The sequence below is a fragment of the Bradyrhizobium sp. genome (genome assembly GCF_022844465.1).
Taxonomy (GTDB): domain Bacteria; phylum Pseudomonadota; class Alphaproteobacteria; order Rhizobiales; family Xanthobacteraceae; genus Bradyrhizobium.
Genome location: NZ_JALHLP010000001.1, coordinates 659,287 through 684,225 on the forward strand (window position 1 = coordinate 659,287; position 24,939 = coordinate 684,225).

A 24,939-nucleotide genomic window follows, 5' to 3' on the forward strand; every position below is an offset into this window, starting at 1 on the left:
GCATCGAAGATGCGATCCGGGTGGGGGCTCTCTCCACGCGGGCAGTTTAACTCGCGGCGACACCCCCACCCCAGCCCTCCCCCGCAAGCGGGAGAGGGAGAAAGAGAACAGCCCATGAAAGCCTATGTCTACGGCGCCAGCGGCGCTGAAATCGCCGATGTCGCCAAGCCTTCGCCCAAGGGCACGCAGGTGCTGGTCAAGGTGCACGCCTGCGGCCTCAACCGCGCCGACCTCGGCATGACCAAGGGCCATGTGCATGGCGCGGCCGGCGGCGTCGGCACCGTACTGGGGATGGAATGGGCCGGCGAAGTCGCAGCCCTCGGGCCCGACGCCAGGGGCGTCAAGGTCGGCGACAAGATCATGGGCTCGGGTACCGCGGCGTTTGCCGAATACACGCTGGCCGACCACGGCCGGCTGTTCCGCGCGCCCTCGAACATGAATTTCGAGGAAGCCGCCACCCTGCCGGTCGCGCTCGCCACCATGCACAACGCGGTCGTCACCAACGGCGCGCTGCAGGCCGGCCAGAGCGTGCTGGTCCAGGGCGCCAGTTCCGGCGTCGGGCTGATGGCGATGCAGATTGCCAAGCTGAAGGGCGCCAAGCTCGTGGTCGGCTCCTCGACCGACGCCACCCGCCGCGCCCGCCTCAAGGAGTTCGGCGCCGACCTTGCGGTGGATTCCAGCGATCCCGGCTGGGTCGATCAGGTGCTGCAGGCGACCGGCGGCGAAGGCGTCGACCTCATCATCGACCAGGTCTCCGGCAAGGTCGCCAACCAGAACCTCACCGCCACCAAGATCAAGGGCCGCATCGTCAATGTCGGCCGCCTCGGCGGCACCCATGCCGACTTCAACTTCGACCTCCATGCCGCCCGCCGCATCACCTATGTCGGCGTCACCTTCCGCACCCGCACGATCGAGGAAATCCGCGAGATCTTCGCCGAGGTCCGCAACGACATCTGGGGCGCGGTGGAATCGCGCAAGCTTCAGCTTCCGATCGACAAGGTCTATCCGTTCGCCGAGATCGACAAGGCGTTCGCGCACATGGAGGCGAACCGGCATCTCGGGAAGATCGTGGTGACGATGTAGGGGGTGGGCGGGGCAAGCGAGATCGTCATTGCGAGCGCACTGACTCGATTGGCATCACTGTTACGCACGCGCGAGCCAACGGCGGATTGCGCCCTCGGCCAGTCCGCCGACCCGCCCTATCCGGGGGAATTTGCCAGGTTTTCCAGCGGAGCCGTCAGCCGGCAAACCAGGCCGGTGGCTTCATACGACACCTCAACGGAGCCGCCGAAATCGTCCTTCAATACCCGGCTGATGAGTCGCGAACCGAAGCCCACGCAAGCCGGTTCCGACGCAGGTGGGCCACCGGACTCCTGCCACACGAAAACAAACTTCGGCTCATCCTCCTGGTCTTCCGACTTCCATGTGATCGACACGTGGCCGCTCGCGACCGTCAGCGCGCCGTACTTCAGCGCGTTGGTCGCAAGCTCGTGGAGGGCCAGCGACAAAGCGAGCGCCTGCCGGGACTTGACGATCAGCGGAGGACCCGCGATCGTAAACCGGCCTTCGCCGGCTCGATAAGGGGCCAGGGCGGTCTCGACCACGTCCCGGAGCGGCGCGGCCGCCCAGTTTGACGCGGTAAGCAGGTCCTGCGCGCGTCCGAACGCCGCGAGCCTTGCCTGGTACTTTTCCAGATCGGCCTTGCTCGAGGCGCCGCGAAATGTCTGCGCCGCCACGGCGGAAACAACCGCGAGCGTGTTCTTGACGCGGTGCTTGAGCTCCTCGTTGACGAGCTGCAGCACCTCCTTCGTCTTGTGCTCGGAGGTGACATCCTTGCAGACGACCAGCACGCCGCCGACCTTGTCTTCGAGATCGATCGGACCATAGCTGTAGGTCCACCACACATCCTCGCGGCGTCCGTGGCGCGTGACCGGCACCAGCTGGTCCTCATGCCAGGTCGCCCCCTTGCCCGCCATGACGTATTCGATTTGCGGGCCGATGATCTCCCAGATCTCGTCCCAACACTCGCGGCCGCGCGCGCCGAGCGCGCCCGGATGCCTTTCCGGACCCATCGTCTGGCGATAGGCGTCGTTGTAGAACTGGATCAGCTCCGGTCCCCAAAAGATGAACATCGGGTGGAGCGAGGTGAGAACAAGTCGCACCGTCACCCGAAGGCTCTGCGGCCACGTTTCCGGAGCACCGAGCGACGTTTTCGACCAGTCGAAAGCCCGCGTCAGGGCGCCCATCTCGCCGCCCCCGACCAGGAAGTTGCCGATCCGCTCGCTCTCGCTGCCCATGACGCGGCAATCTCACTCAAAACGCCCTTCGAAAATCTATAGCCGGAGTCTGGCGAAATACAACGTCCGCGGTAACAATGCATACGTGATCATCTGAAACGTGATGGCGCTTCGAGCTCCCGACCATGGGCAGAAAGCGGTTGCGCGAAAAATCGATATTCTCCCCCAACTTCAACGTGATTTGCCCGGTCCAGTCCGGTCAGCAAAAACATACAGCTTCGCGATTGCCCCAAATCACCCTTACAACTTTGCGCCAATACCGACGGCAAGTTCGGAGTATTCTTCGCCGCACATCAGGTCGCGGCAATCGATCTAGGGTGATCCAAAAAGTGTCAACCATGTCCCTGAACAGGTGTAAGCTATGTCTCCGGGCTGAACGCTCCGCTCGCAATGACGCGGATAAGCCGCAGCGTACTGGATACCCCGCTTTCGCGGGGTAAGACGCGCCGTTATGTGGAGACGATTGTTTCCGCCTTCGCGCTACGGCAGACGGGTGCTGCGCTCGCCATCACGGCATTGAATCGGAACAACTTGCAACAAATCGCTCCTGCAAGTGATTGGCGATTGCTCCCCCAACCCCCGCCTTTGATCTTTCATGACCGCCTGCTAAACCGCCGCCCATGAGCAGTCCCAACTCGATCAAATCCAGCGTCGCGGCGATCTCGATCTTCGCCAGCGCCGGCATGGCCGCGGCCAAGTTCGCGGTCGGCATCGCCATCGGCAGCCTGGCACTGATCTCGGACGCCCTGCATTCCTCGGTCGACGTGATCGCCACCGTCATCACCTGGCTGGTGGTGCGGGTGTCCGACCGCCCCGCCGACGACGAGCATCATTACGGCCACGGCAAGTTCGAGAGCCTGTCGGCGCTGTTTGTGATCGCGCTGCTGTACGTGCTGGCCGGCGGCATCCTGGTCGAATCGGTGAGCCGGCTGCGCGAAGGCGCGCCGCCGCCGACGCTGTCGGCGCTTCCCTTCGTGGTGCTGGTGATCGACATCGTGGTCAATTTCTGGCGCGCGCGGGCGCTGCACCGTACGGCGCGCGCCACACGGAGCCAGGCGCTGGCGGCCGACGCGCTGCATTTCGCCTCCGACGTGCTGGGCTCGTTCGCCGTCATCATCGGCCTTGCGCTGACTGCGCTCGGCTATGCCTGGGGCGACTCGGCCGCCGCCATCGCGGTCGCCGTGATGATCTCGATCCTCGGCCTGCGGCTCGGCCGCTCCACCATCGAAACCCTGCTCGACCGCGCGCCGGAAGGCGTGGCGGCGACAGCCGCCGCGGCGATCCGCGCGGTGCCTGGCGTGGTCGGCGTCGAGCGTGTGCGCGCACGCGTGGTCGGACCGACGCATTTCATCGACGCCATCGCCAGGGTGCCGCGCACCTACCCGATCGACCGCGTCGAGGCGATCAAGAAGGCGGCGCAGGACGCCGTCAGGGCCGCGCTCGGCGATTCCGACCTGACGTTTACCGCGGTGCCGGTGGCGCGCGACAATGAGAGCGTGCGCGAGCGCATCATGGTGATTGCCCGCAACTCCGGCCTCGCCGTCCACCACGTCACCGTGCACGACCTCGGCGGCAGGCTCACCGTCGGCATCGACCTCGAAGTCGACGGCGAGATGGACCTGTCGGCCGCGCACGACATCGCCCACGGGCTGGAGCGCAGCATCCGCGAGGATTTCGGCGAGGACGTCGAGGTCGACACCCATATCGAGCCGCTCGAACCGGAGCTGCCCGCCGGCGCCGACGCCGCGCCCGAGCGCGTCGAAATCATCAAGGCCGCGCTGGCGCGCTTTGCCGGCAGCGGCGCCATCCACGACATCCATAACGTTCGGGTCCGCGACACCGACGCTGGCGAAATCGTCAACTTCCATTGCCGCGCCGCGCCCTCGATGAGCGTCATCAAAGTGCACGAGAACGTCGACGAGATCGAGCGCGCGCTGCGTCGCGCGTTCCCGACCATCAAGCGCGTCATCAGCCACGCCGAGCCGCCGCGCGCATGAGTTTCAAATTTGGTGTTGCGCGTTCCCGTTTCGGACTCGCTTTGGCATGGCCGCTTTCCCTTTGGACAAGATTTATTTCGAATTAACGAATCGTTGACTCTCGACAGCCCGGAAAATCTGGATTCAAATCGCTGTGATTCGGAAGCGACGTGGGGTTCTTTCGGACGGTGTGAAGACGGCATTCGGTGGGGGTCTAAGGCATGGCGCGTGCGCATGCGGCGAACGCGTGCGTCCAATCCGATTCGATCAAGGGATTGGCGCAATCGATCGCAAAACCGGCCTACCACAGGTTACTTACCGCAGAGCCGGCGCTTCGTCGCGCCGTGCCGACGCTGATCATCGCCTTCCTGGTCACCATCTGCCTCGGCGCGTTCGTCCAGGTGATCGACCAGAGCCGGCAAAAACGCGGCGCGATGAAGCGCGATCTTCATGCGCTCAGCGATATCTTGTCCGAACGCCTCGACCGCCTCGCCTCGGTCCGGCAGGACCGCGCCGCCAACATCGAGCGGCTGCAAGGCCTGCTGCCGGGCTTCATTCCCGCCTGGGGCGCAGCCTCGGGCCGCCACGTCATCATCACCGGCGCCGACCATCGCGTCCTTGCCCGCGTCCCGGTCGAGAGCAACCCTGTCGGTATCGACCGCGTGCTTGACGCGATCAGCACCGCGCAACTGCTGGCCGCGCCGGCCCAGCAAGGCGTCGTCAGCGACATGACCCTTCCGAACGGCAAGGGCGCGCTGGCGATTTCACGCCTGGTCAAGTCGCTGCCCGGCCACGTCATCATCGTCCAGGAAAAGAACGAGCCGATCTGGGGATCGGACGCCGCGCTGTCGGTGACGCTCTCGGCCACCACCGGGTTCGTTGTGCTGATCCTGGGCTTCGCGTTCCACTGGCAGTCAACCCGCGCCCGCGAAGGCGACCTCATCAACGACGCGGTCCGCGGCCGGATCGACACCGCGCTCAATCGCGGCCGCTGCGGCTTGTGGGACTGGGACCTGTCGCGCGGCCGGATCTTCTGGTCTCAATCGATGTTTACGCTGCTGGGACTTGATACCCGAAACGACCTCCTGACCTTCGGCGAAGTCAACGCGCTGGTGAAGTCCGAGGACATCGACCTGCTCGCGATCGCCGAGCAGCTGATATCGGGCAAGATCGACCACATTGATCAGAGCTTCCGGATGCAGCACAGCGGCGGCCGCTGGATCTGGCTCAGGGTGCGCTGCGAACTCAGCCAGGCCGCGGCCGACGACAGCCTTCACCTGATCGGCATCGCCGTCGACATCACCGAGCAGAAGAGCCTCGCCGAGAAGACCGTCGAAGCCGACCTGCGGCTGCGGGATGCGATCGAGACCATCCCGGAAGCCTTCGTGCTGTGGGACGCGGAAGACCGCCTCGTGCTCTGCAACTCACACTTCCAGAGCCTGCACAAGCTGCCGGACTCCGCGGTGATCCCTGGCACGTCCTATGAGACCGTGATCGAGGTCGGCAGCATGCCCGAGATCCGCACGCGACTGCACGAGACCAGTGCGCAGGCGCCGGGCGCCCGCACCTTCGAAGCGCAGCTCGACGACGGCAGCTGGCTGCATATCAGCGAACGCCGCACCAAGGACGGCGGCTATGTCTCGGTCGGGACCGACATCACCCGCATCAAGGCCCACGAGCAGAAGCTGATCGAGAACGACTCCCGCCTGCGCGCCAACGTGATCGACCTCAAGCGCTCGCAGGCGGAGCTCGCCGACCTCGCCGAGAAATACTCCCAGGAGAAGAACCGCGCCGAGGAAGCCAACCAGGCCAAGTCCAAGTTCCTGGCCAACATGAGCCACGAACTGCGCACACCTCTCAACGCCATCATCGGCTTCTCCGAGATCATGGGCAGCGGCATGTTCGGCGTGCTCGGCTCCGAAAAATACCAGGAGTACTGCCACGACATCCTCACCAGCGGAAAGTACCTGCTCGAAGTGATCAACGACATCCTCGACATGTCGAAGATCGAGGCCGGCCGCATGAAGCTGGACATGGAGCCGCTTGACCTCTCAAAGCTGCTCGCGGAGTCGCTGCGGGTGGTGTCGGGGCGAGCCGAGGACAAGCGCCTGACGCTCGACGCCGACATCGAAAGCACCATTTCCGTGCTCGCCGACCGCCGCGCCGTCAAGCAGATCTTCGTCAACCTGCTGTCAAACGCGGTGAAGTTCACCCCCGACGAGGGCCGGGTCACCGTGCGCAGCCGCGTATTGCCCAATTCGATCGTCCTGGTGATCGCCGATACTGGCATCGGGATCGCGCCGGCTTCGCTGCGGCGGCTGGGCAAGCCCTTCGAACAGGTCGAGAGCCAGCTCACCAAGACCTACCAGGGCTCGGGACTGGGCCTTGCCATTGCGCGGTCGCTGACCGGGCTACATGGCGGAACGATGCGGCTGCGCTCGAAGCTCGGTGCCGGAACCGTCGTGCGCATCGCGCTGCCGCGCGATCCGAAGCCGGCGAAGATCGAGGCCGCGGCGTAGTTCCGCTGGATTCCCGCCCAGTCCCAACGTCCGAACGCCAACTTCGCCGGGAACCAATCCGCCGCCCCGCAATTGTGATCTGCGGCCTATAGGGGCCTCGATGCATCAACTCACCCGGGGTTGGTGGGGTGTGCGACTATCGATCGAGACAGGGCATGGGGCACGAGACTTTGGAACCGTCCGACCGCGCGCCGACCGGCATAGACGGCTTGGACAACATTTTGGGCGGCGGCCTGACGCGGAGCCGCGTCTATCTCGTGGAGGGCTCGCCTGGTACCGGCAAGACCACGCTTTCGCTGCAGTTTCTGCTCGAAGGACTGCGCCGCGGCGAGGCCGGGCTTTACATCACCCTTTCCGAAACCAAGGTCGAGTTGCAGGCGGTCGCGGCAGCGCACGGCTGGTCGCTGGAGGGTCTTTCGCTCTACGAACTCGTCAATGAGATCGGGCTCGATCCGGACAGCGAACAATCAATCCTGCATCCCTCGGAAGTCGAACTTGGCGAAACCACCCGCGAAGTGATGAAGCAGGTCAACGAACTCCGGCCCGCCCGGGTCATTTTCGACAGCCTTTCGGAAATGCGGCTGCTCGCGCAGAACCCGCTTCGCTATCGCCGCCAGATCCTCGCGCTCAAACAGTTCTTTGCGAGTCTCGACTGCACTGTCCTGATGCTGGACGACCGCACTTCGGATCCGAACGACCTGCAACTGCACTCCATCGCGCATGGGGTGATCTCTCTGGAGCAGAACCCCCGGGACTTTGGCGCGGAGCGGCGGCGGATTCGCGTCGTCAAAATGCGCGGGTTGAAATTCCGGAGCGGATATCACGATTTCATCCTCGACAGGGGCGGACTGACGGTCTTTCCGAGGTTGATCGCGGCTGAACATCACCACGCGTTTTCCGAGGAACTCAACTCAACCGGCAACGACGGACTGGACGCGCTGCTGGGTGGCGGACTGGCCCCTGGCACCAATACCCTGCTGGTCGGTCCATCGGGCGTCGGCAAGACCACGACCGCCGTGAGTTGCATGATCGCGGCGCTGCGACGCGGCGAGAACGCGACCTATTTTCTGTTCGACGAGGGCCTCGCCACGCTGCTCAAGCGCTGCAGACAGCTGGGAATGGACCTTCGACCGTACATCGAAAGCGGAGCGCTGAAGATCCAGCAAATCGATCCGGCCGAACTGTCGCCGGGCGAGTTCACCAGCCGCGCCCGGGTTGCCGTCGAACAGGCGCGGTGTTCGTTTCTGTGCATCGACAGCCTGAACGCGTACCTCCAGGCCATGCCAGGCGAGCAATTCCTGCTGCTTCAGATGCACGAATTGCTGAGCTATCTCAACCAGAGCGGCATCACGACGCTGCTCATTCTTGGCCAGCACGGCACGGTAGGCGATATGCGCAGCGACGTGGATCTGAGCTATCTCAGCGACACGCTGCTGATGTTCCGTTACTTCGAGGCGCAGGGAGAGGTGCGGACAGCAATCTCCGCGGTCAAGAGCCGGACCAATCAGAATGAACGGACGATTCGCGAGTTCAAGCTGGGGACAACAGGGCTCCAGGTCGGCGAAGCGTTGCGGGATTTCGAGGGCGTGCTTACCGGGATTCCCAAGTATGACGGCCAGATCGCTCTTCTCGATTCCACGCCGCATCCGGCGGAGAGCTAGCAGATGCCCAATCGTATCCTGCTGCTTGCGCCGCTCGGGCGTGATGCGCAGGTGATGATCCGTATTCTCGAACCAGCCGGCATGCCGTGTGAGGCGTGTCGAGATATCAACGGTTTATGCATGGCGCTCAATGACGAGGCCGCCGGTGTGATCGTGACTGAGGAAGCGTTGTTCGCGGACGAGGTTTCGTCGCTTATCGACTGGTGTGAGCAGCAGCCGCCATGGTCTGATCTTCCGATCATCGTCCTCTCCAAAAAACAGGCTGCGCCACGCTCGCGGCAATCCTTGAAGATATTTGAGCGTCTGGGCAACGTCGTCCTGTTCGAACGTCCCATCAACGCCGAAACGCTGGTGAGCGCGGTACGATCGATCGTGCGCGCACGCCGCCGCCAGTATCATGCCCGCGCCTTGTTGATGGACCTGGAGACGACCGCTTCGCAGATGCGCGCATTGAACGTCACACTTGAAGAGCGCGTGGCGAGCCGGACACGAGAGCTTGATGGAGCGCGCGAAACCCTGGCATTCGCGCTGGACTCGGCCGGAATGGGGTCCTGGGATCTCGATCTTGGCTCAGACACTACACGCCGCTCATCAAGGCACGACCAGATTTTCGGCTATAGCGACGGGTTGCCGTCATGGGGTCTTCGTCAATTCCTGGGGCACGTGGTGCCCGAAGAACGGGATCAGATCGCCAAGACCTTCGAAGACGCGATCTGGACGGGCAGCGTGGATTTTGACTGCCGCATTGTCCGTGCCGACGGGCAGACGAGGTGGATTTCCGTAAAGGGAAAAGTGAAGGTTGAGGAAGCCGATGCCCCCCGCCGAATGGCGGGGATCATCATGGATATCACCGAGCGAAAGCAGACGGAAGAATCGCTGCATCAGGCTCAAAAAATGGAAGCTATCGGCCAGCTCACCGGCGGGGTGGCGCATGACTTCAACAATCTCCTGACCGTCATTGTGGGCGGCCTCGACATGATGATCCGCCGTCCCGATCAGCCGGATCGCATCGTTCGGCTGGCCGAGGCGGCGATGATGGCAGCGCGGCGGGGAGAAAAACTCACCCAGCAGCTTCTGGCGTTCTCGCGCCGTCAGGTGCTTCGGCCGGAGACCGTCAACCCCAATCGACTGCTGCTTGATTTCGAGGGGCTGGCCCGGCGCGCGGTCGGAGAGGCAATTTCGTTGAAGCTGGATCTGGACCCCGGCGTCTTTCCCATCCGTGTGGATCCGACGCAGCTGGAGGCTGCGGTTCTCAATCTGATGGTCAACGCCCGCGACGCCATGAACGGCCGCGGTGAAATCACCCTGAGAAGCCGCAACGTGCATCGGGGCACGCAAGCCGTGGCCGACAGGGGAGTTCCACCAGGCGCCTATGTTATGGTGTCAATCAGCGATACTGGCGCCGGCATGGATGCGGCGACACGGGCGCGCGTTTTCGAGCCTTTCTTTACGACAAAGGAAGTCGGAAAGGGCTCCGGCCTCGGGCTCGCCCAGGTCTACGGGTTCATGCGCAGCGCCGGCGGCGACGTCACGATTGACTCCGAGGTTGGCGAAGGCACGGTCGTCAAGCTGCACTTTCCGCGCTCTACCGACGAGGCGGTGGAAGGGCAGGAGATGAAGTCCAGCAAGGTCCCGCTGCGCCGCGCCACCACAGGCGAAACGGTGCTGCTCGTGGAAGACGACGACGATGTGCTCCGGATGGCCGTCGAAAGTCTGGAGGAGTTGCAATACAGGGTGATCGTGTCGCGCGATGCCAAGGAGGCGCTGGACCATCTGAACGGCGAGGCGCGGATCGACATCATGTTTTCCGACGTCGTGATGCCGGGAGGCATGAACGGCGCTCAACTCGCGGTCGCAGCCAGGCGGATTCGGCCTGACCTTAAGATACTCCTGACGTCGGGGTATGTAGGTCAGGCGAGCGCCGAAGACGTCGTCGATCAGGAGCTTCCGGTCCTGAACAAGCCATACGGTCGCGACGAACTTGCCGAGAAGCTCAGGGTGGTGCTGGGCGAACGGTGATCGGTCGGAGGGGCCGCCCTACCCGCCCCCCACCAGAGCCCGGAATATCTGCCGCACCTCCGCCTGGGTCTCCCGGACCCGCGCTTCGAGCGTCGAGAAGTCGGGCGTGTCGCCGGCCCGCGCCATGACGCGCAGCAGGTTCTCTCCCGACGATTGCGGGCTGAACTTGCCGGTGACGCAAAGCCGCAAGATCTGCGTCAGATCGTGATAGAGCCGCGTCGCAGCGCGCAGGACCTCGGCGTCGGATTGTGGCAGCACGCCGAGCCGCGCAGCATTGTCCAGCACCTGCAGCGTGGAGACGCTGAGGATCTCAGGCTTGCTCGCGGCATGTACGAGCTGCAGATACTGCGCGATGAAATCGATATCGACGAGGCCGCCGGCGGCAAGCTTGAGGTCCCAGACGTCGTCCTCGCCCTTTTCCAGCGCGATCGCCCGTCGCATGTCGGCGACATCGCCCGCGGTACCGGCAGCGTCGCGCGGCCGGGTCAGCACGCGGCGAATGGTAGCCTCGATTTGCGCGCGGAATGCGGCCGACGACGAGATCACCCGCGCTCGGGTCAGCGCCATATGCTCCCAGGTCCAGGCTTCGCGTTCCTGGTAATCCGCGAAGGCATCGATCCGCGACGCCACCGGCCCGGCGCGCCCCGATGGCCGCAGCCGCATGTCGACGTCGTAAAGGACGCCGTAATTGGTCCGCGTCGTGAACGCCGAAATCAGCCGCTGGGTCAGCCGCGCAAAATACTGCGCGCCGTGCAGCGACCTTTCGCCGTCGGAATCCGGGCTGTCCTCGTCGAAATCGTAGAGCAGGATCAGGTCGAGGTCGGAAGATGCGGTCATCTCGCGGCTGCCGAGCCGGCCCATCGCCAGGATCGCGGTCTCCTGGCCCTTGATCCGACCGTACTGGGCCGCGAACTGGTCGGTGACCAGACCGTGCACGGTGTCCACGATGCCCTCGGCGACGTCGGCAAAGGCAATGCTGGCCTGCTGAGCCGAAACCGTACCGGACAGAATTCGCGTCCCGATCAGGAACAGGCTCTCCTGTCCGAACAGCCGCAGACGATCGAGGAAGTCCTCGTAGGAAGCGGCGTCCTTCAGCGTCGCCGCCAGCCGCGATGACAGCTCGCGCTGATCGGGCATGGCGCCGAAAAAGCGAGGGTCGATCAGGCCGTCCATGATCTGCGGCTGACGCGCCAACATGTCGCCGAGCCGCGGCGCGGCGCCGAGGATCAGCGCCACCAGGGCGACGAGGTCGCGGTTCTGGTTCAACAGCGCGATCAGCCGCCCGCCGCGCTGCACCGCCCCGAGGAAGCGATCGAACGCGGTGACCGCGTCGTCGGGATCTTCGGCATGGGCAAGGCCGTCGATCAGGCCGGGGATGAATTCGATGAACGCCGCCTTCGTCGCCTCGTTGCGCAGCGCGCGGTAGTCGCCGTCCATCCAGAGCTTTATCGTGCCGGCCACCATGACCGGTTGCTTGAAACCGAGCGTCGCCAGATAGTCGATCAGGCGCGGGTCGTCAGGGCCACCGCTGTAATTGACCTCCGGCAGCTTCGCCGACCCGGTCGGGTCGCCTACAAACAACTTGCTGTAATGTCCCTGCACGATATTGAGGTGGCGAAGCAGGTCGCCGGCGAAGGCCGCACGGCTTTCATAACCAAGGAAATGCCCGAGGCGCTCCACGGCCTCGGCATCTTCAGGCAGCGCGTGGGTCTGCTCGTCCGCAATCATCTGCAGGCGGTGCTCGACCCGGCGCAGATAGGCGTAGGCGTTCGTCAGTTCGTCGCGCGCCTGAACCGTGATCCAGTTGCTTGCCGCCAGCGCGTTCAGCGCCTCCAGCGTCGGGCGGACCCGCAACTCCGGATGCCGGCCACCGGCGATCAGCTGCTGGGTCTGGGCGAAGAACTCGATCTCGCGAATGCCGCCGCGCCCAACCTTGACGTTGTGCCCTTCGACGGCGATCTCGCTCTGGCCGCGATAGGTCTGCATCTGTCGCTTCATATCGTGGACGTCGGCCAGCGCGGCAAAGTCCAGGTGCTTGCGCCATACGAATGGCGCGAGCTCGGCGACGAGCGCCTCGCCCGCCAGGGCGTCGCCGGCGCAAGGTCGCGCCTTGATCATCGCGGCCCGCTCCCAGGTCCGCCCCTCACGTTCGTAATAATTCAGCGCCGCGTCGGTCGAAATCGCCACCTGCGTCGAGGCGGGATCCGGTCGCAGCCGCAGATCGACGCGAAACACATAGCCGTCGCCCGAGCGTTGCTGCAGCAGGCGAGCGAGCGCCTGCGTCACGCGCACGAAAAACGGCGCCGGCTCGATGTCGGCGACCAGCGAATTGGCGGCGGAATCGAAGAAAACGATCAGGTCGATGTCGCTCGAATAGTTCAACTCGCCTGCGCCCATCTTGCCCATCGCAAGCACGATCAGGCCGCTGCCCTCCTCGGGCCGGTCATGATTGGCCGCGGTCATCCGGCCGCGAACGACCTCCTGGCGCAACAGGAAGCGCAGCGCCGTCTGCACCGAGACGGTCGCCAGATCGGTCAGCGCCGCCGTCACGCGCAGGACCGGCCAGACCCCGCCGATGTCGCACAACGCGATCAGCAGCGCGGCTTCCGACTTCGTGCGCCGGAGAACATGCATGACGTCCGCCTCGCCTGTGGCGGCAAGCACGTCACGCGCGGTCTGCTCGATCAGCGAAGCGAAGTACCGCTCCGGCTCGCACGCCAGCAGGCGTATCAGCCGCGCAGCGTCGGCGCGGATCAGATCGAAAAGATAGGGCGAGAACGCGATCGTCCCGAGCAGGATGGTCCTGACGAACGGGCGATCCAGCCAGGTCTCGATCGCAGCCGATTGCTCTGGTTCAAGTTCGGCGAGCCAGTCGCGCAGCCGCTGTTCGGCCTCGCCGGCCCCAGTCGTGGCGATATGCGGCCCGCTCACGAACTGCGCGGCCAATGCGGAAGAATTCATGCCACCTTCTGTGGCATATCCTGCGTTTGAACCGCAAGTCTGTCCCCGCCGGAGATGAGGGCCGGGATCACGAGCGTGGCGGTCAGGCCCGGATGGGAGTCGCCCAGCCTGAGTTCACCGCCATGCAGGGTCGCGACCGCAGCGGCCAGGCTGAGACCGAGGCCGGAGCCCGGCAGCGTCCGGCTGGCTTCCAGCCGGACGAATCGCTCCACTGCATGCTTGCGATCGGATTCAGGAATACCGGGCCCGTGATCGGTGACGCTGAGCAGCACGTGTTCGCCCTCGCGCCGGGCTTCGATCAGAATTTCCCTGGCGCGCATCGCGGCAACAGGGTCGAGCGGTTGCACCACCGGCGACGGCTTGCCGTACTTGATCGCGTTCTCGACCAGGTTGGCCAGCGCCTGGCTGATCAGCTCGCGGTTGCCGTGCAGCGGCACCGGCGTGGTCCTGACGCGCAGAGTCATGCCGTCGTCTTCGGCCAGCGGCTCGTAGAGTTCATGGATTCCCCGGGCGACCTCGGCCGCGTCGAAATCGTCCATATTGCCACGCGCCTGACCGGACTCGGCGCGCGCGATCATCAACAGCGCGTTGAAGGTGCGGATCAGGCCGTCGGATTCCTCGATAATCCGTTCCAGCGCCCCCCGATACTCCGCCTCGCTGCCGGAACTCGCCAGCGCCTCCTCGGCGCGGTTTCGCAGGCGCGTCAACGGAGTTTTCAGGTCGTGGGCGATATTGTCAGAGACTTCCTTCAGACCGGTCATGAGGGCCTCGATACGCTCCAGCATAGCGTTGAGATTCTCCGCCAGCCGGTCGAGTTCGTCGCCGCTGCGTCCGACCGGCAACCGCCCCGAAAGGTCTCCGTCCATGATGCGTCGGGTGGTGCCGGTCATGGCGTCGATCCGCTGCAGCACCCGCCGCGACACAAAGACGCCACCGCCGATGCCGAGCACAATGACGACCAGAAGCGACCATTGCGCGGCGTTGGCGACGATGCCGAACAGCCTTCGCCGCTCGTCCAGATCGCGGCCGACCAGAAGCCGGAAGCCATTGGTAAGCTCGGTTACGAGCACCAGCGCACGATGTTCCGCCACATCCTGCTCGTCAAGCCGGCGATAGCGGATTTCCGACCAGCCGGTCGAAGCCATCACGCCTGGCGCCAGCGAGCCGACATTGCCGCCGATCGCCTGCCCGGTCGGGGTAGTGACGAGATAAAGGTTGGAGCCTGGCCGCAGCGCGCGATTGCCAACCGTAAAGACCAAGCCGCGCAAGCCGACGCGGGTATAGATGTCGTTGATCTCCGCGGTTTCGGCGTTGACCGTCGTGGTGATCTGCTCGTTGATCAGCCGTCGCGTATTCCAGGCGAAGTAGCCGAGCAGCGAGGCGGCAAACAGCGCAAACAAGAACAGATAGACCAGCGTCAGACGGAACGCCGTGGTGCGGATCAGTTTACCGAAGGCCGTCACGGATCATGTATCCGGCGCCGCGGATCGTGTGCAGCAAGGGCCGCTCGAAGCCCTTGTCGATCTTGGAGCGCAACCTTGAAATATGAACGTCGATGACGTTGGTCTGCGGATCGAAATGATAATCCCATACATTCTCGAGCAGCATGGTCCGCGTCACGACCTGGCCCGCATGTTTCATCAGATATTCGAGCAAACGGAATTCGCGGGGCTGCAGTGTCAACTCGTCCTTGCCGCGGGTAACCCGGTGCGAGAGCCGGTCGAGCTCGAGATCGCCGACCCGATAGCTGGTTTCCTCGGCCGGACCTACATTCCGGCGCGACAGCACTTCGACGCGCGCCTGCAACTCCGCGAATGAATAGGGCTTTGGCAGGTAATCGTCGCCGCCGGCGCGAAGGCCCTTGATGCGGTCGTCGACCTGGCCCAGCGCCGATAGGATCAGGACCGGCGTGCGATTGCCTCTTTCGCGCAAGCTCCCGATCACGGACAGGCCGTCGCGCTTGGGCAGCATCCGATCGACCACGAGCACGTCGTAGTCGCCGCCGTCGGCCATCGCCAGCCCCTCCTCGCCGTCGCTGGCGAGATCGGCGACGTGGCCGACTTCGCGAAACGCCTTGACCAGATAGTCGGCGGATTCGCGGTCGTCTTCGATGATCAACAGGCGCATTTGGGAGGGGGGTAAGATGGCGGTCACGGGAGCGGCTTTCTCGCACCATGGCGCGACCGCCCCGCACATGCAAGGCGACCGGCGGTCCTCTTGATCGAGGAAAAAATCGGGCGGTGAAGCTGGGGGACTCCACCGCCCTTAGGCCCTTCCGACGGAGGGGGGCGTATTCCATCGAAAGGTAGCCAGAGGGAGCGAGCTTTGGGCCCGCCCCCAGGAAGGAGCCGTCGGCGGGGGCGACGAATGCCGGCGAAACCTTCCATCTCCATTTAGCCCTTGGCCAGCGGCACTGCCACAAAGCGCGACGAACCGCCGCTCTTCACGCGCATGAGAACGCTGTTCTTGTTGTCCGTGCGCGCGGCATCGATCGCCTCGCGCACCTCGCCGGCGGTGCTGACGCTCTTTCCGGCGACTTCCAAGATCACGTCGCCCTCCTTGAAACCGCGCTCGGCCGCCGCACTCTTGGGGTCGACCTCGGTCACCACGACGCCATCCTTGCCGGCGCCGGCCACGCTGTTGGCGGGGGCGAGCGTCAGGCCGATCCGCGGCACTCCGGTTCCCTTGCTCGCGCTACCCTTGTCGTCCTTGTCGATATTGGCCTTGGCCTCGATCGTGTTCGGCAGCTGGCCGAGCGTCAGGTTGACGACCTTGTCCTGGCCCTTCTGCAGGACGTTGAGCTTCACCGCATTGCCGGGCGCGAGGCCGCCGATGGTGCGGGCGAGCTCGCGGGCATCCTTGACCGGCTCACCATTGACCGCGGTGATGACGTCGCCGGACTGGATGCCGGCCTTGGCTGCCGGACCGTCAGCCTGCGGCTCCGCCACCAACGCGCCTTCCGCCTTCTTCATGCCCAGGCTTTCGGCGATTTCGGCGGTCACCGGCTGGATCTGGACGCCGATCCAGCCGCGGCTGACCGAGCCCTTGTCCTTGAGCTGGGCGATCACGCTCTTCACCGTCGAGGCGGGAATCGAGAAAGCGATGCCGACGCTGCCGCCGGACGGCGAGTAGATCGCGGTGTTGACGCCCATCACCTCGCCATTGGTGTCGAACGCCGGACCGCCGGAGTTGCCCTTGTTGACGGGCGCATCGATCTGGATGAAGTCGTCATAGGGGCCGTTGCCGATGTCGCGGCCGGAGGCCGAGACGATGCCGGCCGTCACCGTGCCGCCGAGGCCAAACGGATTGCCGACCGCAAGCACCCAATCGCCGATCCGGGGCTTGCTGTCGGAAAGCTTGGCGAACGGGAAGTCGGTTCGGCCGTCGACCTTGATCAGCGCAAGGTCGGTCCTGGGATCGCTGCCGATCACCTTGGCGGTATAGGTCTTGCCGTTATCCATAGTGATTTCGACCTTGTCGGCGCCGTCGACCACGTGGTTGTTGGTCACGGCGAAACCGTCAGGCGAAATGAAGAAGCCGGAACCTTGGCCGGTCGTCGGTCCACGGCTACGCGGTCCGCCACGCATGCCGGGCGGCAAGCCATCGGGTCCCCCGAAGCGCTTGAAGAAGCGCTCCATCGGCGAGCCCGGTGCAAACGGCGAATCCTCGTCCTTGTTGGCGTTGTCGTCGCCCTTGGCGGGTTTCTGGGCGATGTTGATCTTGACCGAAATCACCGAGGGCTTCACGCGCTCGATAATGTCGGCAAACCCGATCGGCCGCTCGACCTTGCGGACTTCGGTGTTGACCTGGGCATGAGCCGCGCTGGTGAAGACATCGACCGCGGCCGGCTGGGGGTCAAACCCATAAACCGCAGCGCCCAGGCCCGCGAAGACGGACGCCATCAGCGCGAATTTGCGGGCTGCGATCAGCGATCGGCGCGGGGTGCCGGGAGTCTCAAGCGAGGAAGGATCGACGGGACGTTCGGTCATTTTCTGATGGTCTCCAGTGCCTGAATTTCGGGGGTGCGGGCGCACCTGACAGGCCTGAAAATGGGGTTTGTCGCCTTACCGCGCGCTGGCCGGCGAATTAAACTTTTGTAATGGAAGGACGATGGACGGGGCAGTTCAACGCAAGTTTTCCAAGCATTGGACGCCATTGCAGCAGTCCCTTTAGGCACACAAGAGCTACCGTCCGGCTTGCGCCTTTCACGCCGGAGACTGGAAGGCCAAAAGCCCAAGAGCTTCGCCGCCGGCGCTTCGTCCAGACTAACCGCCTATTTCTTCATCTTCATGCGACCCATGAAGTCGCGCTTGCCCAGCGGCACGCCGTTGGCGCGCAGAATGTCGTAGGCGGTGGTGGCGTGGAAATAGAAATTGGGCAGCGAGAACGACATCAGAAAGTCCTCCGCCGTGAAGGGCAGTTTGTGCTCGCCGAGGTGAAAGACAACGTCGCGACCGCCGAGCCCGTTGACCGCCTCCGGCGTCCACGCCGACAGCGCCTCGCGGGTCTGCGCGACCAGCGCCTGCAATCCCGCATAGTCGTATGGTGTCTTCGACGAGGGCGGACGAAATTCGCCGCTGTTGACCCCCTCGATGGCGCCATGGGAATGCTGGGCGACGGAAATGATCTGGAAGCGCAGCGGCAGCATGTCGGGCGCCAAGCGCGCCTCCACGATCGTCTCGGGATCGACGCCGTTCTCCTGAAAATGCTTGAGGCCGCGCTCGAGGAAACCGCCGACCGCGCCGAGGGTCTGCAGGTAGTTCGCCACGCTGGCGTCGTAGAGTGAAAGAGCCATGTCCAGTCTCCCCTTGCGCGATGTTTTTCTTGGCCGCCCGATGTCATAGCGGAAACGGGCGCGCTTGCAATCGAGGTCGCTAGACCAATAGAGTGCACCCGGGAAATCTTCGCCGGGCAGCCGCATGCTCACGGATCTCATATCCGCGCTGCAGGATGAACCGGAAATCCTGGCGCTGAGCAGCGCGGCGATTTTCCTGGCGGCGATCGTGCGCGGGTTTTCCGGCTTCGGCTTCTCGTTGCTCAGCATTACGGCGATCTCGCTTCTGCTGCCGGTGGCTCAGATCGTACCGTCGATCTTCCTGCTGGAGATAGCCGCCTCGATCAACCTCATTCCCGGTATCTGGCGCGAGATCGATTGGAAGTCGCTGAGGTGGCTGATGCTGGGCTATGTCGCCGGCTTGCCGATCGGTGGCTATGCGCTGATCAACGCACCGGAAGCGCCGGCGCAGATCGCACTCGGCGTGTTCGTCATCGCCACCGCCATCCTGATGCTGCGCGGGTTCCGGCTGCAAGAGACGCCGGGGCCGACTGCCAGCACCGGCACCGGCGCCGCTTCCGGCCTGCTCAACGGCGCCTTCGGCATCGGTGGGCCGCCGGTGGTGCTGTTCTATTTCTCGACGCCCGGCGCCGCCGCCATCGGCCGCGCTTCAATCATCTTCTTTTTCCTGTTCACCGACCTGCTGGGCATCGCTTACTTTGCCTATCAGGGCATCGTAACCGGGCGGAGCTTCGTGCAATTCCTGGCCTGGATGCCGGCGCTGCTGATCGGCATCTGGATCGGCGCCCACGGCTTTCGCCGCATGAACCAGGAAGCATTCCGCCGCGCGGTGCTCGCGATCCTGATCACGCTCGCCTGCCTCGGCATCGGCAAGGCGCTGCTCAGCCTGAGCGGCGGAGCCTAGACCGGCCTCTTCTCCGGCGCCGATTCCCCGGCGATCAGGCGCTCCAGCCGGACCTCCTCCTCTTCGCTCAATTTGAGCAAGGATGGATCGGCGGCGGTTGAGGATCGCGGGCGGCGGCGGCCATAGAGCCAAAGCGCCAACCCGCCGCCGGCCAATGCCAGCGGTGGCAACAGCCACAGCAGCAGCGTGCGCGGCGTGAAGCGCGGCTTCAGCAGCACGAACTCGCCGTAGCGCGCCACCAGGAAATCCATCACCTGGTTGTCGCTGTCGCCGGATGCGATACGCTCGCGCACCAGCAGCCGCAGGTCGCGCGCCAGCGGCGCGTCGGAATCGTCGATCGACTGGTTCTGGCATACCATGCATCGCAATTCGCGCGACAGATCGCGCGCTCTCGCCTCCTTGGCCGGATCCGCCATGATCTCGTCGGGCTGCACGGCATGGGCGCCCGGGCCGCCCGATACCGCAGCGAAGACAAGTACGCATGCAAGGAGGCGCCTCAATGGATCACTCCGCCGGCTGCAGCGCGCGGGCCGGCTTGGCGGGCTTCGGTGCCCCAACACGCAGCCTCCGGTCGGAGAGCGACAGCAAGCCGCCGAACGCCATCAAGACCGGTCCCCACCAGATCAGCAGCACCATCGGCTTGTGATAGATGCGAACCGCGACAGCCCCTTCGGCCGAGGTTTCGCCGAGCGAAATGTAAAGCTGGCTGGCGCCACGGGTCAGCAAGGCGGCCTCGGTCGTCGAGGAGCCGCGCGCGGTGAAATCGCGCTTCGAGGGCGTCATCAAGCCGAGCTGCCCGCCGTTGCGCGTGACCGAGAATTCCGCGGTCATCTCGCGAAAATTGGGCCCCTGCCGCTGCTTTACGTTTTCGAGCTTCAACTGATAACCGGCGATTCCGGCGACGTCGTTCGGCTTCATCGAGCCTATAAATTCGCTGTTCCAGGTGGTTTCGCAGACGATGCCGATCAGGGCTATGCCGACGCCGGCATGGGCGAACGCCCCGCCCCAGGCCGCGCGCGGCAATCCGCGCCCGCGCCGCAATGCGGTCGCCAGCGGAACGCGGAACAGTCCGGTGCGTTCGGCAAGATCGCTGAACGCACCTGAAATGACGAACACGGCAAGCCCGATCGCCAGCGGCGCGAATGTGCTGCCCCCAAAGGTCCACGCCCACAGCACCGCAACCGCGACCAGCGCCGCGATTCCCGCGGCCGCCAGCCGCTGCGCCGCGCCGAGCAGGTCGCCGCGCTTCCATGCCAGCAGCGGCCCGAACGGCATCGCCAGCATCAGCGGCACAAACAGCGGGCCGAAAGTCAGGTTGAAGAACGGCGCGCCGACCGAAATCTTGTCGCCGGTCACAACCTCCAGCGCCAGCGGGTACAGCGTTCCGATGAACACGGTCGCGCAGGCCGTGGTGAGAAACAGATTGTTGAGCACCAGGGCGCCCTCGCGCGAGATCGGCGCGAACAACCCCCCCTGCTTCAGTGTCGACGCGCGCCAGGCGTATAGCGACAGGCTGCCGCCGATGAAGATGCAGAGGATCAGCAGGATGAACACGCCGCGCGCGGGGTCGGTCGCAAACGCGTGCACCGAGGTGAGAACCCCCGAGCGCACCAGGAAGGTGCCAAGCAGCGACAGCGAAAAGGTCAGGATCGAGAGCAGGATGGTCCAGACCTTGAGCGCGTTGCGCTTTTCCATCACGACCGCGGAGTGCAGCAATGCGGTGCCGGCAAGCCAGGGCATCAGCGAAGCGTTCTCGACCGGATCCCAGAACCACCAGCCGCCCCAGCCAAGCTCGTAATAGGCCCAGTACGAGCCCATGGCGATGCCAAGCGTCAGGAACACCCACGCCACCAGCGTCCATGGCCGCACCCAGCGGGCCCAGGCCGCGTCGATCCGGCCCTCGATCAGCGCCGCGACGGCAAACGAGAACGAGATCGAGAAGCCGACATAACCGAGATAAAGCATCGGCGGATGCACGGCGAGGCCGATGTCCTGCAGCACCGGATTGAGGTCGCGGCCCTCGATCGGCGGGGCAGCGATGCGCAGGAACGGGTTCGACGTGACCAGAATGAAGAGATAGAATGCAGCGGCGATCCAGCCCTGCACCGCCAGCACATGCGCGCGCAGCGACAGCGGCAGGTTGTTGCCGAAGGCGGCCACCAGGCCGCCGAACAGCGCCAGGATCAACACCCACAGCAGCATCGATCCTTCGTGATTGCCCCATACGCCGGTGATCTTGTAAAGCAGCGGCTTCATCGAGTGCGAATTCTCGAACACGTTGACGACGGAAAAATCGGATACGATGTACAGCATCGTCAACGCCGCGAATGACGCCGCCACGAACAGCAACTGAGCCAGCGCGGTGGAGCGTGCGACGTTCATCAGGGCCCGATCGCCCCGCAGCGCACCCAACACCGGCACCGTGGACTGGATCAGCGCCAGCGCGAGCGCCAGCACCAGCGCGTAGTGTCCGGCTTCCGCGATCACCGCGAGGCCCCCTTGGTCTGCACGGGCACCGTCGCTGCACCCGGCTTGGCGCCGTATTCGTCCTTCCAATGGCCCTGCTTCTTCAAGGCGTCGGCGACGTCCTTGGGCATGTAGGTCTCGTCATGTTTTGCCAGCACGGTGTCGGCCTTAAAGACCCCTGACACGTCGAGCATGCCTTCGGCGACGACGCCCTGCCCTTCGCGAAACAGGTCGGGCAGAATACCCTTGTAGGACACCGGCAGGGTGGCGCTGCCGTCGGCGACGCTGAAGTTCACGGCGAGATTATCCCCCCGCACCAGTGAACCCGGCTGCACCAGGCCGCCAAGGCGAAAGCGCTTGCCGGGCGGAATCTGTTTCTCGGCCGCCATCGACGGCGTTGAGAAGAACACGATGGAATCCCGCATCGCGTTCAACACCAGTGCCGCCGCCACCGCGAGCACCGCGAGCGAACCGCCGATCATGGTCAAACGCCGCTGCTTGCGCGTCATACGTATCCTTTGTCTTCGTCCCTGCGATCCGGCAACCTGGTCATCCATCAAGCCCGAGATTCTTCGCGCCATCGTTAAGCTGGCGCAAGCGTTCCACATCGGCCGCAACCGCCTGGCGCGCGGCGGTGAGCGCGCGCACCGCCTTGTCGCGTTCGCCCATCACCATATAGGCTCGCAAGAGCCGCAGCCATCCCTCGACATCCCCGCCGTCCTCCTTCAACCGCGTGGCCAGCCGATCAACCATGCCGCTGATCATCGCGCCGCGTTCGGCTTCGCTCATGTCCTTGGCCGCCGCCACCGCCTCGTTGGAAAGCGCCGGCGCGGCGGGGCCTCCCACCCTCGCCAGCGCGGCCTCGACCAGCGGCCGCCACGGCGCATCGGCAGGCGTCTTGGCAAGCATGGCGCGCCAGGCCGCCGCGGCGTCGGTGGGCCTGCCGTCCTGTTCCGCCGCAAGCCCGAGGAAATAGGTTGCCTTGGGTTCCTCGGGGTTCAGCGAAACCGCCCGTTCGAATTCCCCCCTGGCCTCCGCCGTGACCACCCCGCCCGCTGATTCAACAAGGGCCTCCCCGAGGTCGGAACGGCGCGCGGCGCTGTCGCCGCCGTAGCTGATCGAATTGCGATAGGCCCGCACCGCGGCGTCGTGGCGCCCTAGCCGCATCAGCACCGGGGCCAGCACGCTCCAGCCGCGACCGTCGGTCGGATTTTTTTCCAGGTGCGCCTCGACCTGCGCCACCATCTTATCGAGCGGCTGGCTGACGTCGGCGGTGGAGACCCGCGACGCCAGCGGAAAGTCGCCCAGGCGAGGCGATCCGAGCGAGAGATAGAACGTCATCGCCGCAATCGGCAACGCCAGCAGCGCCACGACGGCCGAGGCGCGACGCAGGCCCAGGCTTGGCTGCGGCGCCACACCCTGCTCGCCGTCGTCGGCGGCCAGCAGGCGACGGCTGATTTCGACGCGCGCAGCCGCCGCTTCGTCGCCGCCGATCAACCCGGCTTCAACGTCGCGATCGATCTCGGAGAGCTGGTCCCTGTAGACCACAACCTCGCTGCCGCCGGGCTGCGCAAGAGCGCCGCGGCTCAACGGCCAGAGCACGGCAAAGATCGCCATGACCGTCATCAGCGCGAACACGAACCAGAGCGTCATCAAGCGGTACCCAGGCGGACGACGCTCACATGACAAGCGCCGATGCGCCGCTTTACACCACTGGCGGCAAGCCCGGCAATTGACAATTGCAGGAGTGAACGGGCTCCGGACGACAGAAAAACCGCTAAACGCCCTAGCTTGCCCGCGTCGATTTGCGCTCGGCGGTGCCGGCGTTCTCGACCGCCCGCCGCATCAGCGAGGCATAATCGTGGCCGAACAGGATTTCGCAGAAGCGGATCGCCGCCATGGCCTGGGTTTGCCGGTAGGCCCGCGCCTTGGCGTCACCGCCGCGCAACGCCTGCACTAGCCCCTCGGTGGACTGCTCGACATAGTGCTGCAGGTCCGAATAGGTCCGCAACGTCACTTCGTTGATCGCGAGTTCGCTGGCATAGGTGCGGCACACCGCCACGAAGTCGATCAGAGCCGCGGTTTCCTCGACCTCGGCCGCGTCGATCTTGGGAGCGGAGGCAATGTCCTTGTCGGCGCGCTGGCGCAGGAAACGGCGAACCCGCCCGGGCACGCTCTCGATCTCCGCCTGCAGCGAGTTGGAGATATCGGCGCGGATCGACGTCAGCTGCTTGCCCCACGCCGAATCGTTACGCAGGTCGAGCTCGGTGCGCAAGCCGCGGACGCCGTCGTGCAGTATCTTCAACTGCTCGCCGACATTGTCGAACTGGCCGCGTCGGATGTCCGTGCGCAGGCAGGCGGCAAGATAAGACAGATCGTGCAGTGCTATCGTGACCGCCACGCCGTACGGCGTGGCCGCAACGCGAAGCTCGTCATCCGAGGCTGCCATCTTGATTGCGATGCGGATGATCTGCCAAGGCGCATCGAGCCGCTGCATGATCAGCGACAGCGCGAACGGCAGCATTTGCGGTGTCTGCAGCGAAGGCACGGCGAGCGCCGACTTCACCGAGCTGATCTGTGCATCCGCGAAGTTGCGCAGCTGGCTGGGAATTCGGCTGGCAAGCGCATCCATTGCCTCGCGCACCCGCAATACCGCGCCGATCGACAACATGTCCTCGACCACTTTGGGCGACCCGATGCGGGCGAGCGGCCGATGCCTGTCGTCACCCTGCACCGGAGCGGCGGTCGCAACAATCGCCTCGGCTGCCGCGATCTGGAATCTGCGGGCGGCCGACTCCAGGCTGGCGGTCGAGCCGGTTTGCCGGATTTCGGCCAGAGCCGTTTCGAATGCGCGCGTGGCATCGGGCGCGCCGTCGCGACTGAGCCACTGCCAGACCGGCTGCAGCGACGCACGACGAATCTGCCCGACCCGCACCGGATAATTGCTCTCGACGAGAAACGGTTCGAGTGGATGAAACAGCAGCCGCGCCGGATCGTCGGTTCGGGGGCGAGCCTCATCTTCCTCTTGGGATCCGCGCACGACCTTGCGCAATTGATCGAGCACGAAATTGGCGACCGTAGCATCCTCGCCACGTTCGATGGCGCGTTCGAACTCCCGCATCAGCAGCGCCTGCGCCTGTGGCGGGAGCTGGGCGAGATAGTCCCTCAGCCGCTCGGTCGATGTCTGGCTCATGCGCCCTGGTGCGGATATGCCTGTGTCACACGGACGACAAGACGCGTCCGTACCCAATCCTAGGAGAATGGGCGTTAAGAAGTCGTTTAGGAACTGGGTCCTGCGGCGGGCGTGGCAGGCTCCGGCAGGCCTTTTTCCGGCGAAACTG

The 24,939-nt window shown here is 64.8% G+C and carries 17 protein-coding genes; 6 read left to right on the forward strand and 11 right to left on the reverse strand.

The window, feature by feature from the left end; translation table 11 throughout:
• The first annotated feature begins 114 nt into the window (after positions 1-114).
• Complete coding sequence (locus Q0D31_RS03325; protein ID WP_291844920.1) at positions 115-1,083, forward strand: zinc-binding dehydrogenase; 969 nt, start codon at positions 115-117, stop codon at positions 1,081-1,083.
• A 116-nt stretch (positions 1,084-1,199) separates the two neighbouring features.
• Here the strand turns inward: Q0D31_RS03325 and Q0D31_RS03330 are convergent, their stop codons facing one another.
• A complete protein-coding gene (locus tag Q0D31_RS03330; RefSeq protein ID WP_291844922.1) occupies positions 1,200-2,297 on the reverse strand; it encodes a PAS domain-containing sensor histidine kinase in 1,098 nt (365 codons plus the stop codon).
• Between the two features lie 620 nt (positions 2,298-2,917).
• Between Q0D31_RS03330 and Q0D31_RS03335 the strand changes: the two genes are divergently transcribed.
• The 4 genes from Q0D31_RS03335 to Q0D31_RS03350 all read left to right on the forward strand — a co-directional run bounded on the left by Q0D31_RS03335 (position 2,918) and on the right by Q0D31_RS03350 (position 10,472).
• Entirely contained in the window at positions 2,918-4,294 is a 1,377-nt protein-coding gene (locus Q0D31_RS03335; protein WP_291844924.1) for a cation-efflux pump, read from the forward strand.
• A gap of 200 nt (positions 4,295-4,494) precedes the next feature.
• Positions 4,495-6,792 carry an ATP-binding protein gene (locus tag Q0D31_RS03340; RefSeq protein WP_291844926.1) on the forward strand — a complete coding sequence of 766 codons (2,298 nt, stop codon included), beginning with the start codon at positions 4,495-4,497 and terminating at the stop codon, positions 6,790-6,792.
• Between the two features lie 155 nt (positions 6,793-6,947).
• Positions 6,948-8,453: an ATPase domain-containing protein gene (locus Q0D31_RS03345; RefSeq protein WP_291844928.1), complete on the forward strand. Its 1,506-nt coding sequence runs from the start codon at positions 6,948-6,950 to the stop codon at positions 8,451-8,453.
• A gap of 3 nt (positions 8,454-8,456) precedes the next feature.
• Complete coding sequence (locus Q0D31_RS03350; RefSeq protein ID WP_291844930.1) at positions 8,457-10,472, forward strand: PAS domain-containing hybrid sensor histidine kinase/response regulator; 2,016 nt, start codon at positions 8,457-8,459, stop codon at positions 10,470-10,472.
• Between the two features lie 18 nt (positions 10,473-10,490).
• Here the strand turns inward: Q0D31_RS03350 and Q0D31_RS03355 are convergent, their stop codons facing one another.
• The 5 genes from Q0D31_RS03355 to Q0D31_RS03375 all read right to left on the reverse strand — a co-directional run bounded on the left by Q0D31_RS03355 (position 10,491) and on the right by Q0D31_RS03375 (position 18,228).
• Positions 10,491-13,433, reverse strand: coding sequence for a bifunctional [glutamine synthetase] adenylyltransferase/[glutamine synthetase]-adenylyl-L-tyrosine phosphorylase (locus tag Q0D31_RS03355; protein ID WP_291844933.1), 2,943 nt, complete (start codon positions 13,431-13,433; stop codon positions 10,491-10,493).
• Positions 13,430-14,896, reverse strand: a complete 1,467-nt coding sequence (locus tag Q0D31_RS03360; RefSeq protein ID WP_291844935.1) for an ATP-binding protein — start codon at positions 14,894-14,896, stop codon at positions 13,430-13,432. The genes Q0D31_RS03355 and Q0D31_RS03360 overlap by 4 nt, the downstream gene beginning before the upstream one ends.
• Positions 14,880-15,560, reverse strand: coding sequence for a response regulator transcription factor (locus tag Q0D31_RS03365; protein WP_291844937.1), 681 nt, complete (start codon positions 15,558-15,560; stop codon positions 14,880-14,882). The genes Q0D31_RS03360 and Q0D31_RS03365 overlap by 17 nt, the downstream gene beginning before the upstream one ends.
• Positions 15,561-15,826: 266 nt before the next feature.
• The gene (locus Q0D31_RS03370) at positions 15,827-17,422 is read right to left on the reverse strand and encodes a Do family serine endopeptidase (protein ID WP_291844939.1); all 1,596 of its coding nucleotides are present in this window, start codon (positions 17,420-17,422) and stop codon (positions 15,827-15,829) included.
• A gap of 284 nt (positions 17,423-17,706) precedes the next feature.
• Positions 17,707-18,228, reverse strand: coding sequence for a DUF1993 family protein (locus Q0D31_RS03375; RefSeq protein WP_291844941.1), 522 nt, complete (start codon positions 18,226-18,228; stop codon positions 17,707-17,709).
• A gap of 124 nt (positions 18,229-18,352) precedes the next feature.
• Here Q0D31_RS03375 and Q0D31_RS03380 point away from each other — a divergent pair, with 124 nt between their 5' ends.
• Entirely contained in the window at positions 18,353-19,132 is a 780-nt protein-coding gene (locus Q0D31_RS03380; protein WP_291844943.1) for a sulfite exporter TauE/SafE family protein, read from the forward strand.
• On the opposite strand, the gene Q0D31_RS03385 is transcribed toward Q0D31_RS03380, so the two are convergent.
• The 5 genes from Q0D31_RS03385 to Q0D31_RS03405 form a co-directional block, all read right to left on the reverse strand.
• Positions 19,129-19,632: a cytochrome c-type biogenesis protein gene (locus Q0D31_RS03385; protein WP_291844945.1), complete on the reverse strand. Its 504-nt coding sequence runs from the start codon at positions 19,630-19,632 to the stop codon at positions 19,129-19,131. The two genes, Q0D31_RS03380 and Q0D31_RS03385, sit on opposite strands and share 4 nt — an antisense overlap.
• A gap of 4 nt (positions 19,633-19,636) precedes the next feature.
• Positions 19,637-21,619, reverse strand: a complete 1,983-nt coding sequence (locus tag Q0D31_RS03390) for a heme lyase CcmF/NrfE family subunit (RefSeq protein WP_291844947.1) — start codon at positions 21,617-21,619, stop codon at positions 19,637-19,639.
• Positions 21,616-22,107: a cytochrome c maturation protein CcmE gene (gene ccmE, locus Q0D31_RS03395; RefSeq protein ID WP_291844950.1), complete on the reverse strand. Its 492-nt coding sequence runs from the start codon at positions 22,105-22,107 to the stop codon at positions 21,616-21,618. The genes Q0D31_RS03390 and ccmE overlap by 4 nt, the downstream gene beginning before the upstream one ends.
• A 40-nt stretch (positions 22,108-22,147) precedes the next feature.
• Positions 22,148-23,251, reverse strand: a complete 1,104-nt coding sequence (gene ccmI, locus Q0D31_RS03400; protein ID WP_291844952.1) for a c-type cytochrome biogenesis protein CcmI — start codon at positions 23,249-23,251, stop codon at positions 22,148-22,150.
• A gap of 133 nt (positions 23,252-23,384) precedes the next feature.
• Positions 23,385-24,791, reverse strand: coding sequence for a hypothetical protein (locus Q0D31_RS03405; protein WP_291844954.1), 1,407 nt, complete (start codon positions 24,789-24,791; stop codon positions 23,385-23,387).
• Positions 24,792-24,939: the final 148 nt, after the last annotated feature.